The following is a 13,261-nucleotide window of genomic DNA, read 5'->3' as shown; positions in this document are numbered from 1 at the left end:
GTCAGCCCTTCGCTGCGGCCTGGTTGACGGTCGACACGATGTCCGAGACGGACCCCTTGCCGGCGAGCAGGTTGACGACGCTGGTGTTGAGCGCGTTGCCGACGTTCTGGCCGTACACGGTGTCCAGGTAGTTGGAGACGAACGGCGCCTTGTTGTACGCCTCGAGGACGCTCTTCAGGTAGGGCTCCGTGACGACCGTCTGCGCCGACTTGTTCGCGGGGATGGCGTTGAACGCCTTGTAGTAGGCCTCCTGCACCGGCTTCTCGGTCATGTAGTTGAGGAAGTCGGTGCACGCCTTCTTCGGGGCCTTCGCGGAGCAGGAGAAGCCGTCGACCGCGCCCATCATGGACCCGGTCTCGCCCTTGCCGCCGGAGACCTCCGGGAACGGGAAGAAGCCGAGGTCGGACAGCGGCTTGCCGTCCGGGGTGAGGGAGGAGATCACGCCCGGGTCCCAGGCGCCCATGAGCTCCATGGCGGCCTTGTGGTTCGCCACGAGGCCCGCCGAGCGCCCGGCGCCCTGCTGGGCCGCGGTGGTGAGGTACCCGTCGTTGAACGGCTCGGTGTCGAAGAACGCCTTCGTGTCCTCGCCCGCCTGCTTCCAGCACGCGTTCGTGAACTTCAGGTCCTGGGCGGTCTTCGTCAACACGCTCGAGGGGCACGCGCGCAGCGCGAAGTTGTAGTACCAGTGCGCGGCGGGCCAGGCGTCCTTCGCACCGACGGCCACCGGCTGGATGTCCGCGTCCTTGAGCTTCTGGATGTCCGCGTTCAGTTCGTCGATCGTGGTCGGCGTGCCGTCGATGCCGGCCTTCTCGAAGAGGTCCTTGCTGTACCAGATGCCCTCGGGGTTGACGTCGACGGGCATCGCCCAGGTCTTGCCGTCCTGCTCGTAGCCCGCGAACGACCCGTCGCTGATCTGCGACTTCGCGGTCGAACCGATGGAGTCGGAGATGTCGAGCAGCTGGCCGGCGTTGACCATGGCGGCCATCTTGCCGCCACCGCGCTGGAGGAACACGTCCGGAGCGGAGCCCGAGTTCAGCGCGGTCTGCAGCTTCCCGTCGAGGTCCTCGTTCTGGATCGCCTGGATCTTGATGGTGACGTTCGGGTTCTCGGCCTCGAAGTCCTTGACGGTCTTCTCCCAGAACGCCTTCCCCGGTCCGGTCGTTGAGTTGTGCCAGAAGGTCATCGTGACCTTCCCGCCGTCGCTCGAGGCGTCGCTGTTCGCCGAACACCCGGCGGCGGTGAGTGCTGTGGCCCCGATCAGCGCGATGGCTGCCGCGGCTCGGATCTTCCTCGTCATCGTGGAACTCCTGAAGTGTCGTCGTTGACTCGCAGCGACATCGACTGCCGCTGCGGAGAGCGTGCCAGGGCACGAGACGGCTTGTCAATCGTTATCGATAACGTTTTCTTTACCGATCGGCGGCCGCAGCGGCGGTACGGTGTGCAGATGGACACGGCGATCGGCGCGCGTCCCGGCGCCGGCCGGGTCACCATCGCGGATGTCGCGCGTGCCGCCGGAGTCTCGATCCCGACCGTGTCGAAGGTCATCAACCAGCGCGACGGTGTCGCCCAGGGCACGATCCTCCGCGTGCAGGAGGTCGTCGAGCAGCTCGGCTACGAGACCTCCCTCGTGGCGCGGAGCCTCCGGAGTTCACGCACCGGGGTCGTCGGCATCCTCGTGACCGAGTTCGAGCCGTTCTCGACCGAGCTGCTGCGCGGGGTGTCGGGCGCCACGACGGGCACCGGGTACGAACTCCTCGCCTACGCCGGGCTCGTGACCGGTGCCGAGCAGAAGGGCTGGGAGCGCCGCTCGCTCTCACGCCTCTCCGGGACGCTCATCGACGGTGCGATCGTCGTGACGCCGAGCACCGCGCTGTCCGCCTCGTCGATCCCCGTCGTCGCCATCGACCCGCACACCGGACCCGAGGGCCACGCCACGGTCGACTCGGACAACGAGGGCGGTGCGGTCCAGGCCGTCGAGCACCTCGTGGCGCTCGGGCACACCCGGATCGCGCACCTCCGAGGCCGACCCGATCTGGCGTCCGCGCAGCTCCGCGAGGCGGGCTACCGGCGGGCCCTCGTGGCGGCGGGCCTCGACGTCGACGAGTCCCTCGTGCAGGACGGCGGCTACCAGGAGGACCGGTCGGCCGAGGTCGCGCTCGCGCTGCTGTCCGGGCCGGACCGGCCGACCGCGGTCTTCGCCGCGAACGACTCCTCGGCCGTGGGTGTCCTGCGGTCGGCTGCCGCCCTCGGGCTCCGGGTGCCCGAGGACCTGTCGGTGGTCGGGTTCGACGACGTCCCGCAGGCGGCCACGACCACCCCGCCGCTGACGACGGTCGCGCAGCCGCTCGTCGAGCTCGGGTCGCACGCGGTCGAGATGCTGCTCGCGATGCTGCGCGGGGACCAGACCTCCGACCACGTGCGGCTGCCGACCACACTGCGGGTGCGCCAGAGCACCGGGCCGGTGCCGACGCCCGACCGCTGACGCGCCGGTGCCGCCGGGTCAGCGGCGCCCGCGCCGGAGCGTCTCGGACGGCAGCTCGCCGAACGCGTCGGCGTAGTACCCCGCGAAGCGGCCGAGGTGCGCGAACCCCCACGCCCCGGCGATCGTCGCGACCGTCGTGACGCCGGGGTCCGCCGCGACGAGCTGTGCGCGGACCCGGTGCAGCCGGACCTCCCGGAGGAAGGCCATCGGACTGGTGCCGGCGTGCCGCTGGAAGGTCGCCTGCAGGCTCCGCGCGTTGATGCCGGTGGCGCGACTGACGTCCGTGCTCGTGATCGGCCGGTGTGCGTTCTGGACCATCCACTCCTGGGCGAAGCGCATCGTCGCGGGGCCCTCGTGGAGGACGACGTCGGCGGCCGGGACCGCGTCGTAGGCATCGACCACGGCCTCGGCGACGAGCATGTTCAGCGCGGCCCGCCGTTCGCGGGAGGTGTCGGGACGCAGGAGCTCGGGGGCGACCGAGCGGATGACGGCCCGGAGCCGGTCCGTGCCCTCGGCGTCCGCCCGGGTCGCGAAGCGCAGCGGTCCGGGCACGGCCGATCGCTGCGCCGCCGCCACCGACTCGAGGAACGCCGCGGCGAACCGCACCGTGTGCAGCGTCGTGGGCGCTCCGTCGAACGCGATGTCCCGGCCGGACGGCCACATCACCGGCACGCCCGGGTCCATCACGATGGGGTCGCGGCCGGCGGCGTCGACCGCGAGGCCGGGCCGCGTCGTCCAGGCCAGCACGTACGTCGGCGACTGCCCGATCGTCCCCCACCGGGGTGCGTCGACGGAGGAGGTGCCCGCGACGACCTCGTCGTCCCCGACCGCGCGGAAGCGCCACGAGAAGCGCCCGTCCGCGGCGCGGCCGACGCTGATGTCCCGGCTCGAGTAGACACCCTCGTAGAACGCGACCGCCTCGTCGATGTCGAGTCCGTGGCGATCGACGTGGATCAGGGGTTCAGCATCCGTCGTCATGCAGCGCTCATTCTGTCGACCTCTCCGGGGACCCCGCTGGTACTGCGCACTGCGGACATTCACGGGGTCGAGGAGTTGGCTCGTCGGCGTGAAGTACGTGGTGTACGGGGACAACAAGGTGATGACCGGCGATGCGATCGCGGACGCGGTGCTCGCGTACGCGGCGGCCCTCGGGGAGAACGGGACGACCGACATCGTCGAGATCCCGACCGCGGACGACACCGGCACCGCGGTCAACGCGGAGCTGCTCCTCGGACCGGCGTCGCAGGTCATGGTCGAAACCGCTCCGGACGACGAGCTCGAGCCGGAGGACGACGACCTCGTGGGCGAGCTGGTGCGGCGGACCGCGGCGGTGGGCGGGGCCCGCTTCGTCGACGCCGCGTCGTCGCACTCCGAGGAGCCCGAGGCCAAGCGCCTCCGCACGGACCCGCCGCAGCGCTGACCGCGCCTCGCCGCAGCGCTGACCGCGCCTCGCCGCAGCGCTGACCGCGCCTCGCCGCGTCAGACGCCGAGGTGTGCTGCCAGCACGTCCTCCGCGGTGGTCCAGCGCGCGGGCGCGTAGCGCTCCCCGCCGAGGTTCCGCAGCTGCCCCTCGCCGCTGAACATGGACACGAAGTACCGCATGCCCTGCCAGGCGGGGAACGGCTCGTCGTCGTCGCGGGACAGCCGCCGGCCGACGCGGGCCATCGCCGACAGGGTGCCGGTCGTGCCGGCGAAGAGCACCCGGTGGCGCACGCCCGTCAGCCGCGAGAGCGTGTCCGCGAGGCTCCGCGAGGTGACGCGGTCCCCCGCGACCTCGACCACGCGGGGCGCCTCCGGGTCCAGCGCGACCCGGGCGACCACGTGGGCGACGTCGTCCTTCGTCGTGAAGTCGAGCGTCTGGTCCGCGCTCGACCAGGCGAGCACCAGCCGTCGGTCGAACTGCACCAGCGGCGCCTGCCCGGTCAGCATGTCGGTGAACGCACCGTTGAGCACCGACTTCGCCCGCACCGGTGCCGCGTCGAGCACCGCGGCGAACTCACGGCGGAGCTCGAAGTTGCGGTTCGTCCCCGGCGTCACGGAGCGGTAGTCGGCAGAGTAGTCGGAGGGGACGAACCGCGGGACGCCGGCCTCGACGGCGGCGGCGAGCAGTGCACGCTGCGCGTCGACGATCACGGACCGGGTGCCACTGAGGGCGGACACGACCACGTCGGTCCCGCGGAGCGCGTCGACGAGCGCTGCGTGGTCGTCGTACCGGCCGGTCACGACGTCGACACGACCGTCCTCGTGCAGTCGCTCGGCGGCAGCACCGCCCCGGGAGAGCACCCGGACCCGGACGTCGAGGTCGAGGTCGAGCAGGGCGCGGACGATCCGTCCGCCGAGGTCGCCCGAGGCGCCGGCGACGAGCACGGTGGTGGTCATGCACCCGAGGCTACGGACCGGGCTCCCACACCGCTCAGCGCCGCAGGGTCTGCTTCGGGTACTCGCCGAACCGCTCCGCGTACGACGCGGAGAACCGTCCGAGGTGCGCGAACCCCCAGCGTCGCGCGACGTCGCCGACGGCACCGGCCTGCGGGTCGAGTGCGAGCAGCTCCTCGTGCACGCGGTCGAGTCGGACCTGGCGCAGGTAGGTCAGCGGCGACACGTCGAAGACCCGCCGGAAGGACTCCTGCACGGAACGGACGCTCAGCCCCGCCACCGCGGACAGGTCCGTCACGGTGACCTCCTCGGCGGCGTGGGCGTGGATGTGCTCGACGGCGGCCCGCAACCGGGCGTTCTTCGGCGAGGACAGCACCGCCGGAAGCCGGTCGGAGTGCGGTGGGAACATCTCGAGGAACACCCGCGCGGCCGACTCCTTCGCGGTCCGCCAGGCGTCGCTGTCCGGACCGGCGACGCGGAGGGCACGGGTCAGCCCGGTGATCGCGACGCGCCACGAGCGGATCGCGTCCGGCACCGGTGCGGCGAGGTGGTCGAAGCGGAGCGGTCGGTCGCCGAGGTCGAGGTGCTCCGCCGCGACGCGCTCGACGAACGCCCGGTCGAAGTGCACGAGGCGCTGGTCGTAGTCCGCCGCGGCGAAGGTGTAGGACCGGTCGGTCGGGTAGAGCACGGGGACGTCCGGTCGCATCTCGAGGGCTTCACCGGTCAGGTCGAGCTCGGTCGTCCCCTCGGTCAGCCACCCGACGACGTACTCCTCGGCGGGCTCCATCGGGCCGCGGATGGCCCCCGTCAGCTGGGAGCGCCGGACCGTGACCTCGGAGTCGCCGACGGCCGTGTAGCGGTAGGAGAACCCGTGCTCGCCTGCCCGGGCGACCCACTCCTCGGCGCCGTAGACACCGCCGAGGTCGCGCACGGCGGCCGCCGGTTCCGTCCCGGCCAGCTCGAAACGGACGGGCGCGACGGGCTGGTCGTCGAGGAACGCCTCGCTCATCGGGAGACCGCCGTCCGGGGGTCTGTCCCGCTTGCGCACCGGCGCGCGTTATCCGGATACGGTGGTCGGGTGAGCGCAACGTACAGTTGCTCGGAGTCGATCCGCAGTGAGGTGGTCAACGCATGAGCGACCTCGACCTGATCGGCGCGCTCACCCGGCTGGAGGGCTCGGTCGCCGCCCTCCGGAGCCGCCTGCGTGAGCGTCTGGAGGTGTCTCCGGGAGACCTCACGGTGATCCAGTTCGTCGCACGGGCGGAGACGGCCGACCGGACGGTGCGCGTGAAGGACCTCGCGGGCCACCTCGGACTGACGGGCCCGGCGGTCACCGGCGTGGTCGATCGCCTGGAACGCGCAGGACACCTGTGCCGGGTCCCCAACCCGGACGACGGCCGGAGCCGCCACATCGAACTCACCCCGGCCACCCGACAGGCGTACGCCGCTGCGATGGACGGCACGAACCAGCACCTGCACGACTTGGTGGCCTCCTTCTCGGATCGGGAGCGGGCTCGGTTCGTGCGGATCGTCGACCGCATCGTCGCGGCGATCGACCTCGGATCCCCGGGCGCCTGACGGCAGAGTACGGGCGTCTGGACCAACTCCCAGGCCGTTTGTCCAGCAAGCGCAACAAGGTAACTTTGCTATCTACTTGCCCGGTCATGCCCCCGGCGTGACCCGTACCGTCGGACGCGGTCGGGGCAAGCGCTCCGACGCCGACGATCGGGGAGGCACCCATGGGCGCGTACGAGACCGAACCCGGCATCGAGCCGGTGCGCATCGAGACGATCCGCGGCATGCGGCGTCGGTGGAAGCACGGCGAACTGCGCGAAGTACCGGCGACGCCGGACGACTTCTTCCGCGACACCGCACGCGACGCGCGCCGTCGCTGACGGCACCACACGACGGACGGGAGGCACGGGTCGGGTCCGATCCGCGCCTCCCGTCCGTCGTGTGTCGGCCGACCGTGGGACGTGACGGCGCGCCGCGCGCCGGGCCCGCCGCGTGACCGGCCGCGTCAGCGTGCGGGTGCGGCCGCCGTCGACTCCGCGGTCCGGAGCGTGCACGGCAGCAGGAAGTGCGGCAGGTCCGCGGAGGTCCCGTCGAGCTGCTCGATGAGGGCGTCCGCCGCACGCGTGCCGAGCTCCCGGCCGGGCGCGAGCATGGTGGACAGCCGCGGGTAGTGCTGGTCGGCGTTCGCCGCCGAGGACGCGATGCTCAGGACGGAGACGTCCTCGGGCACCCGACGACCGGCGTCGAACAGCCCGACGAGGAGCCCGCCGGCGGAGTCGTCCTTCATCACGAGCACCGCCGAGAGCTCCGGGTCCGCCGTCAGCAGTGCCTCGGCCGCACCACGACCGCCCTCGCTGCCGGCCCCCGCGTACACGACGGTCCCCGCGAGCCCCCGCTCGGCGACGAGCTCCCGGAAGGTCGACTCGGCGCGGAGGTGCGGGGCGTAGCCGGCCATCGGCGTCCCTTCGATGTCCTCGAGCACGAGACCGAACCGCCGGTGCCCGAGTGCGGTGAGGTGGTCGACGCTGTCGACGATCGTGGTCTCGAAGTCGATGTCGACGAACGGCAGGCCGGCGCTGTCCCGGGTGCGGCCGATCAGGGTGAAGGGCACCTCGAGGTCGGTGAGGACGGCCACCCGCGGGTCGTCCATCCGCACCTCCATGAGGATGACGCCGTCGACGAGCCCACCGGACACGAGGTCGTCGAGGTCGTCGCCCGCGGGATCGACCGGCCAGAGCACGAGGTGGTACCCGCGCTCGGACGCCCGCTGGGCCGCGCTCATGAAGAACTCCGACGTCGTCGGGCTGAAGCGGTTGCCCGTGGTCGGGAAGAGCAGGGCGATGATCCTGGTCCGACGGCTCGCCAGGGCACGGGCCACCACGTTGCCCCGGAACTTCAGCTCGCGCATTGCGGCCTTCACGCGGTCGGTCGTCGCGGGCGTGACGTACTTCGTCCCGTTCACGACGAAGGACACGGTGGCGATCGAGACGCCAGCGCGGTCGGCGACCTGCTGCATCGTGGCCACGACGCCCCCTCTCGTTCAGGACCCGCTCAGCATAAACCCACGTCGAGAAAAAAGCGCTTTACGAGTGAAGCGCTTATCTGTTAGCGTCTCGCCCCAAGGAACGCAGGGACGACGACGTCAGCGAGTCGTGGTCGTGCGCCGAAGTCCATGACTCCACCAAGAGAAGAGCTGTGCAATGAAGCAGAAGTTCCCCTCGTCGCCCCGCCGACTCCGCGCCGTGCTCGGCGCGGTCGCGGTCCTCGCGACGGTCCCCCTCGTGCTCACCGGCTGCTCCGGCTCCGGTTCCGCCTCGTCCGGCGGGAGCAAGGCCCTCACGATCGAGGACTACTACGACGCGAGCTACAACCCGGTCTACAAGCAGTGCGCGAAGGAGGTCGGCGCGACCGTCACCATCAACCACGTCGCCGGCGCCGGCCTGATCTCGAAGGTGCTGCAGCAGGCGTCGTCGAAGACCCTCCCCGACGTCCTCATGCTCGACAACCCCGACGTGCAGCAGATCGCGTCGTCGGGTGCGCTGTCGGACCTCAGCGCGTACGGGCTCAGCGCCTCCGGTGACGTCCCCGGCGTGAAGGCGGCGAGCACGTACAAGGGCAAGCTCTACGGCGTCCAGTCGAACACGAACTCGATCGCGCTCTACTACAACAAGAAGCTGCTCTCCGAGGCCGGCGTCCAGCCGCCGAAGACCTGGGACGAGCTGAAGGCCGCCGCGAAGAAGCTCACCAAGGGCTCGACCTACGGCTTCGCGATGAGCAACATCAACACCTACGAGGGCACGTGGCAGTTCCTGCCGTTCTTCTGGTCGAACGGCGGCAACGAGAAGGACATCGCGACCTCGCAGGCGACGCAGGCCCTGCAGCTCGTCGAGGACCTGCAGAACGACGGCTCGATGTCGAAGAGCTCGATCAACTGGGCCCAGGCCGACGTCAACAACCAGTTCCTCGCCGGCAAGGCCGCGATGATGATCAACGGTCCGTGGCAGCTGCCGGCCCTGAACGCCAAGAAGGGGCTCGAGTTCGACAGCGTCCCGATCCCGACGCGCACGGGTGAGGCGACGGTCGCGCCGCTCGGTGGCGAGGCGTTCACCGTCCCGCAGACCGGTGACAAGGCGAAGATGCAGCTCGCAGGCAAGTTCGTGGGCTGCCTCCACTCGGTGAAGGGGCAGGAAGCCCTCGCGAAGCTCAGCGGCAACGTGCCGACCAACCTCGAGGCCGGCGCCGCCTGGGCGGAGGACCACCCCCAGGTCGCCTCGTTCGTCACCACCGTCAAGACCGCCCGTGCCCGCACCGGCGAGCTCGGACCCGACTGGCCCAAGGCCGCGACGAAGATCTACACCGCCGTCCAGCTCGCCCTCACCGGCAAGGCCAGCCCCGAGGCAGCGCTCCAGCAGGCGCAGTCCCAGAACCAGTAGTGCACGAGGGGAGCCGGCCGGACCGGTCGGCTCCCTCCCACCACTGAACAGGAGAGGAACCCGCATGAGCGCCTCGACGCAGGCACCCGCACGCACACCGTCCCGCTCGGCGACGCGGTCCACCGTCGCCCCGCCCGTCCGACCCGGCCAGCGCCGCGCGCGCATCCGGACCGGCATCACCCGCTGGCTGTTCGTCATCCCGGCGGCGATCTTCGTCGCGGTGTTCTTCGGCTACCCCGTCGTCAAGAACATCCTGATGTCGTTCCAGGACTACACGACCGCCACGTTCTTCACCGGCGAGGCACCGTGGGTCGGGTTCGCGAACTACGTCCAGGTCTTCACGAGCGCGGTCTTCACGACCAGCGTCGTGAACACGGCTCTCTTCACGGCGGGGTCGATCGTCCTGCAGTTCGTGATCGGCCTCGGGCTCGCGCTGTTCTTCCGACGGCACTTCCCGCTGTCCGGCTTCCTCCGCGGCCTGCTGCTCCTGCCGTGGCTGCTGCCCCTCATCGCCTCGAGCGCGGTGTGGAAGTGGCTCCTCGACCAGGACAGCGGCGCGCTCAACCAGCTCCTCGGGCTGGTGGGCATCGCACCGGTGCCGTGGCTGGTCAGCCCGAGCCTCGCGCTCATCGCCGTGATCGGCGTGAACGTCTGGCTCGGCATCCCGTTCAACACGACGATCCTCTACAGCGGTCTGCAGTCCGTGCCGCCGGAGCTCTACGAGGCCGGAGCGCTCGACGGCGCCACCGGGTTCAAGGCGTTCTGGTACATCACCTGGCCGAGCATCCGGAGCGTCGTGAGCGTGGTGATCGTCCTCGGCGTCGTCTACACGCTGAAGGTCGTGGACATCATCCTCGGCCTGACCGGTGGTGGTCCGGCGAACTCGACCCAGACGCTCGCCACGAACGCGTACCACCAGTCCTTCATCAACTTCCAGTTCGGCATCGGAGCCGCGGTGAGCAACGTCCTCATCGTCGTCTCGTTCGTCTTCGCGATGGTCTACATCGCGATCTCCAGGAAGGCGGTCGACGAATGAGCGTCGGTCTCGCGAGCAGCACCGTCACCGCGACCCGGGCGGTCACCACGGCCCGGACGGCGAGGCCCCGCCGGCCCCGCAGCGTGAAGGGCATCCCCTTCACGATCCTCGGCATCGTGTTCCTGGCGATCATGGTGTTCCCCGTCTACTGGATGGTGAACACGAGCCTCCAGGCGACCTCCGGCGCGGCGACCGCGACCTGGTTCCCGTTCTCGCCGACGTTCGCCGGCTACCAGGCCGCGTTCGCCCAGCAGGGGCAGAACTTCGTGTCGAGCATGATCATCGGCCTCGGCACGGTGGTCCTCACGCTCGCGGTCGCGACGCCGGCCGCCTACGGGCTCGCCCGGTTCCGGATGCGCGGCACCCGGCCGCTGCTGCTCGTGCTGCTCATCACGCAGATGATCCCGGCGATCGTCATCGCGAACGCGCTCTACACGCTCTTCAACAACATCGGGCTGTTGAACAGCTACCTCGGGCTCATCCTCGCCGACAGCGCGGTGCAGGTGCCCTTCGCGATCCTGCTCATGCGGGCGTTCATGGAGTCGATCCCGCCGAGCCTCGTCGAGGCCGCGCTGGTCGACGGCGCGAACGACTTCCGCGCCTTCGTGTCGATCGTGCTGCCGATCAGCCGCAACGCGATCGTCACGGCCGCACTGTTCACCTTCCTCGGGGCCTGGGGCGACTTCCTCATCGCGCTGACCCTGACCTCGACGCCGGCGGTGCGCCCGATCACGCTCGGCATCTACAACTACATCGGCGCGAACGTCACCGACTGGGGGCCCGTCATGGCCACCTCGGTCCTGGCCTCGCTCCCCGCCGCCGTGCTGCTCATCGTCGCGCAGCGGTACATCTCCGCGGGAGCGCTCGGTGGCGCCGTCAAGTGACGGCCTGCACGAGACCCCCGATCCCAGCCCAGAAAGGCACACCATGACCTCCACCCCCCTGCGCATCACCGTCTGGGGCGAGAACGTCCACGAGCAGGTCGAGCAGCACGTCGCCGAGCGCTACCCCGACGGCATGCACGGCGCGATCGCGGACGGCATCCGCGAGCACCTGCCGGACGCCGTCGTCCGCACCGCGACCATGCAGGAGCCCGAGCACGGTCTCACCGACGAGGTCCTCGCGGAGACCGACGTCCTCACCTGGTGGGGTCACGCCGCGCACGCCGACGTCGACGACGCCGTGGTCGACCGCGTCCACAAGCACGTCCTGGCCGGCATGGGCCTCGTGGTCCTGCACTCGGGCCACTGGTCGAAGATCTTCGGCAAGCTCATGGGCACGACCTGCACGCTCCGGTGGCGCAGCGAGCACGACCAGGAGCTCGTCTGGACCGTGAACCCGCAGCACCCGATCACCCGCGGCGTCCCGAACCCGATCGTCATCCCCGAGCAGGAGATGTACGGCGAGTACTTCGACGTGCCGACGCCCGACGAGCTGATCTTCATCTCCGGGTTCACCGGCGGCGAGGTCTTCCGCAGCGGCATGACCTACCGCCGCGGCTTCGGGAAGATCTTCTACTTCTCGCCGGGCGACCAGGACTTCCCCGTGTACCACCACCCGGACGTCCGCCGCGTCATCGCGAACGGCGCCGAGTGGGCCCGACCGGAGCGGGAGCGCGAACTCCCCACCCTCCGCCGCTACGACCTCGGCGAGTACTTCGACGGCCAGCACTACCGTGGCCCGTTCGACGACGCTCCGGTCGACGAGGAGGTGTCGGCGTGACCGCCCCCTTGCGGGTCGTCCAGGTCGGCGCCGGCGGGATGGGCCGGGCCTGGCTCGCGACCGTCGCCGCGGACCCGGACGTCGAGCTCGTCGGTGTCGTCGACCTCGACCTCGACGCCGCGCGCGCCGGGGCCGAGCTCGCCGGCGACCCGACGATCCCGGTCGACCGCGACCTCACCGCGCTCATCGCCGAGACGGGTGCGGAGGCGGTGCTGGACATCACCGTCCCGGTGGCCCACCACCCGGTGACGCTCGAAGCGCTCCGTGCCGGGCTGCCCGTCCTCGGCGAGAAGCCCGCGGCGCAGACGGTCGCGGAGGCCCTGGCGCTCGCTGCAGCCGCCGAGGCCACCGGCAAGCTCTTCATGGTGTCGCAGTCACGGCGCTACAACGACCAGCTCGTGGCGTTCCGGCAGCACGTGCGCGGCCTCGGAGCGATCGGCGGCCTCGACACGAGGTTCGCGAAGGCGCCGCACTTCGGGGGCTTCCGCGAGGAGATGGACGACGTGCTCCTGCTGGACATGGCGATCCACGCGTTCGACTCCGCCCGCTACGTGCTCGAGCGCGACCCGGTCTCGGTCTACTGCGAATCGTGGAACCCGTCGTGGTCCTGGTACCGCGGGGACGCCGCCGCCGCGGCCGTCTTCACCTTCGAGGACGACGTCCGGTACGTGTACGACGGCTCGTGGTGCGCGCCCGGCGCCGAGACGTCCTGGAACGGCGACTGGCGAGCCTCCGGGGCTGCGGGGACGGCGCTGTGGGACGGCGACCACGACCCGTGGAGCGACCTCGACGGCACCCCGGGTGCGCCGGACCCGGCGCCGAGCGTCGGCACCGAGATCGCGGGCTCGCTCGCGTCCTTCGTGCGGGCGGTCCGGACCGGCGAGGTGCCGGACGGCGAGGTCCACGGCAACGTCATGAGCCTCACGATGGTGGACGCCGCGATCGCTTCGGCTCGGTCCGGGCGGCGCATCGTGATCGACGAGGTGCTCGAGCAGGCCCACGCGACCGCGATCGAGCACGAGCACGACCCCGCGATCCGCGAGCGGCTCACGGCGTGGGGGTCCGTCCGGAGCGCGTTGGCGACGGGCTCACCGGACACCGCCGCCCTCGGCTGACGCGACCGGGGCACGAACGGGAGGCCCGTGGCGGATCCGCCACGGGCCTCCCGTTCGTCTGTCCGTGCCCTGGCACGGTGCA

At 70.9% G+C, this 13,261-nt stretch carries 14 protein-coding genes; 9 read left to right on the top strand and 5 right to left on the bottom strand.

All coding sequences use genetic code 11. From position 1 onward, the window contains the following. Position 1 precedes the first annotated feature (1 nt). Positions 2-1,297, bottom strand: coding sequence for an ABC transporter substrate-binding protein (locus tag IEY20_RS07175; protein WP_175327679.1), 1,296 nt, complete (start codon positions 1,295-1,297; stop codon positions 2-4). A 147-nt stretch (positions 1,298-1,444) separates the two neighbouring features. On the opposite strand from IEY20_RS07175, the gene IEY20_RS07170 reads away from it, so the two are divergent. Continuing rightward, complete coding sequence (locus IEY20_RS07170) at positions 1,445-2,482, top strand: LacI family DNA-binding transcriptional regulator (RefSeq protein WP_175327678.1); 1,038 nt, start codon at positions 1,445-1,447, stop codon at positions 2,480-2,482. Positions 2,483-2,500: 18 nt separating this feature from the next. Here the strand turns inward: IEY20_RS07170 and IEY20_RS07165 are convergent, their stop codons facing one another. After that, positions 2,501-3,460, bottom strand: a complete 960-nt coding sequence (locus IEY20_RS07165) for a helix-turn-helix domain-containing protein (protein ID WP_175327677.1) — start codon at positions 3,458-3,460, stop codon at positions 2,501-2,503. An 88-nt stretch (positions 3,461-3,548) separates the two neighbouring features. Here IEY20_RS07165 and IEY20_RS07160 point away from each other — a divergent pair, with 88 nt between their 5' ends. Beyond that, positions 3,549-3,902: a hypothetical protein gene (locus IEY20_RS07160; RefSeq protein ID WP_022903062.1), complete on the top strand. Its 354-nt coding sequence runs from the start codon at positions 3,549-3,551 to the stop codon at positions 3,900-3,902. A 59-nt stretch (positions 3,903-3,961) separates the two neighbouring features. On the opposite strand, the gene IEY20_RS07155 is transcribed toward IEY20_RS07160, so the two are convergent. Both IEY20_RS07155 and IEY20_RS07150 read right to left on the bottom strand, forming a co-directional pair. Further along, the gene (locus tag IEY20_RS07155) at positions 3,962-4,861 is read right to left on the bottom strand and encodes an NmrA family NAD(P)-binding protein (RefSeq protein ID WP_175327676.1); all 900 of its coding nucleotides are present in this window, start codon (positions 4,859-4,861) and stop codon (positions 3,962-3,964) included. A 34-nt stretch (positions 4,862-4,895) separates the two neighbouring features. Next, positions 4,896-5,867 carry an AraC family transcriptional regulator gene (locus tag IEY20_RS07150; RefSeq protein WP_175327675.1) on the bottom strand — a complete coding sequence of 324 codons (972 nt, stop codon included), beginning with the start codon at positions 5,865-5,867 and terminating at the stop codon, positions 4,896-4,898. A gap of 122 nt (positions 5,868-5,989) precedes the next feature. On the opposite strand from IEY20_RS07150, the gene IEY20_RS07145 reads away from it, so the two are divergent. Next, on the top strand, positions 5,990-6,436 hold the full coding sequence (locus IEY20_RS07145; RefSeq protein WP_022903060.1) for a MarR family winged helix-turn-helix transcriptional regulator: 447 nt from the start codon (positions 5,990-5,992) through the stop codon (positions 6,434-6,436). Between the two features lie 161 nt (positions 6,437-6,597). Continuing rightward, entirely contained in the window at positions 6,598-6,753 is a 156-nt protein-coding gene (locus IEY20_RS07140) for a hypothetical protein (RefSeq protein WP_175327674.1), read from the top strand. A gap of 125 nt (positions 6,754-6,878) precedes the next feature. Here IEY20_RS07140 and IEY20_RS07135 read toward each other — a convergent pair whose 3' ends face one another. Continuing rightward, the gene (locus IEY20_RS07135) at positions 6,879-7,889 is read right to left on the bottom strand and encodes a LacI family DNA-binding transcriptional regulator (protein WP_175327696.1); all 1,011 of its coding nucleotides are present in this window, start codon (positions 7,887-7,889) and stop codon (positions 6,879-6,881) included. A gap of 184 nt (positions 7,890-8,073) precedes the next feature. Here IEY20_RS07135 and IEY20_RS07130 point away from each other — a divergent pair, with 184 nt between their 5' ends. From IEY20_RS07130 to IEY20_RS07110, 5 genes are all read left to right on the top strand, one after another. Further along, positions 8,074-9,306, top strand: a complete 1,233-nt coding sequence (locus IEY20_RS07130; RefSeq protein WP_175327673.1) for a sugar ABC transporter substrate-binding protein — start codon at positions 8,074-8,076, stop codon at positions 9,304-9,306. A gap of 64 nt (positions 9,307-9,370) precedes the next feature. Continuing rightward, positions 9,371-10,342, top strand: a complete 972-nt coding sequence (locus IEY20_RS07125; RefSeq protein WP_229727932.1) for a carbohydrate ABC transporter permease — start codon at positions 9,371-9,373, stop codon at positions 10,340-10,342. Further along, positions 10,339-11,226, top strand: a complete 888-nt coding sequence (locus IEY20_RS07120; RefSeq protein ID WP_175327672.1) for a carbohydrate ABC transporter permease — start codon at positions 10,339-10,341, stop codon at positions 11,224-11,226. Before IEY20_RS07125 ends, IEY20_RS07120 begins: the two co-directional genes overlap by 4 nt. Before the next feature lie 43 nt (positions 11,227-11,269). Then, positions 11,270-12,064: a ThuA domain-containing protein gene (locus tag IEY20_RS07115; RefSeq protein ID WP_175327671.1), complete on the top strand. Its 795-nt coding sequence runs from the start codon at positions 11,270-11,272 to the stop codon at positions 12,062-12,064. Further along, positions 12,061-13,179 carry a Gfo/Idh/MocA family protein gene (locus IEY20_RS07110; RefSeq protein ID WP_268239147.1) on the top strand — a complete coding sequence of 373 codons (1,119 nt, stop codon included), beginning with the start codon at positions 12,061-12,063 and terminating at the stop codon, positions 13,177-13,179. The genes IEY20_RS07115 and IEY20_RS07110 overlap by 4 nt, the downstream gene beginning before the upstream one ends. Positions 13,180-13,261: the final 82 nt, after the last annotated feature.

This window comes from Curtobacterium luteum, assembly GCF_014646995.1.
Lineage (GTDB): Bacteria > Actinomycetota > Actinomycetes > Actinomycetales > Microbacteriaceae > Curtobacterium > Curtobacterium luteum.
This window is presented reverse-complemented; position numbering and strand designations above follow the sequence as displayed.

What these genes read in the sequence shown, in the direction of transcription:
- IEY20_RS07140 (WP_175327674.1), top strand. Translation starts at nt 6,598, where the DNA reads ATGGGCGCGTACGAGACCGAACCCGGCATCGAGCCGGTGCGCATCGAG.
- IEY20_RS07145 (WP_022903060.1), top strand. Translation starts at nt 5,990, where the DNA reads ATGAGCGACCTCGACCTGATCGGCGCGCTCACCCGGCTGGAGGGCTCG.
- IEY20_RS07170 (WP_175327678.1), top strand. Translation starts at nt 1,445, where the DNA reads ATGGACACGGCGATCGGCGCGCGTCCCGGCGCCGGCCGGGTCACCATC.
- IEY20_RS07115 (WP_175327671.1), top strand. Translation starts at nt 11,270, where the DNA reads ATGACCTCCACCCCCCTGCGCATCACCGTCTGGGGCGAGAACGTCCAC.
- IEY20_RS07125 (WP_229727932.1), top strand. Translation starts at nt 9,371, where the DNA reads ATGAGCGCCTCGACGCAGGCACCCGCACGCACACCGTCCCGCTCGGCG.
- IEY20_RS07135 (WP_175327696.1), bottom strand. Translation starts at nt 7,889, where the DNA reads ATGCAGCAGGTCGCCGACCGCGCTGGCGTCTCGATCGCCACCGTGTCC.
- IEY20_RS07155 (WP_175327676.1), bottom strand. Translation starts at nt 4,861, where the DNA reads ATGACCACCACCGTGCTCGTCGCCGGCGCCTCGGGCGACCTCGGCGGA.
- IEY20_RS07150 (WP_175327675.1), bottom strand. Translation starts at nt 5,867, where the DNA reads ATGAGCGAGGCGTTCCTCGACGACCAGCCCGTCGCGCCCGTCCGTTTC.
- IEY20_RS07120 (WP_175327672.1), top strand. Translation starts at nt 10,339, where the DNA reads ATGAGCGTCGGTCTCGCGAGCAGCACCGTCACCGCGACCCGGGCGGTC.
- IEY20_RS07175 (WP_175327679.1), bottom strand. Translation starts at nt 1,297, where the DNA reads ATGACGAGGAAGATCCGAGCCGCGGCAGCCATCGCGCTGATCGGGGCC.
- IEY20_RS07165 (WP_175327677.1), bottom strand. Translation starts at nt 3,460, where the DNA reads ATGACGACGGATGCTGAACCCCTGATCCACGTCGATCGCCACGGACTC.
- IEY20_RS07130 (WP_175327673.1), top strand. Translation starts at nt 8,074, where the DNA reads ATGAAGCAGAAGTTCCCCTCGTCGCCCCGCCGACTCCGCGCCGTGCTC.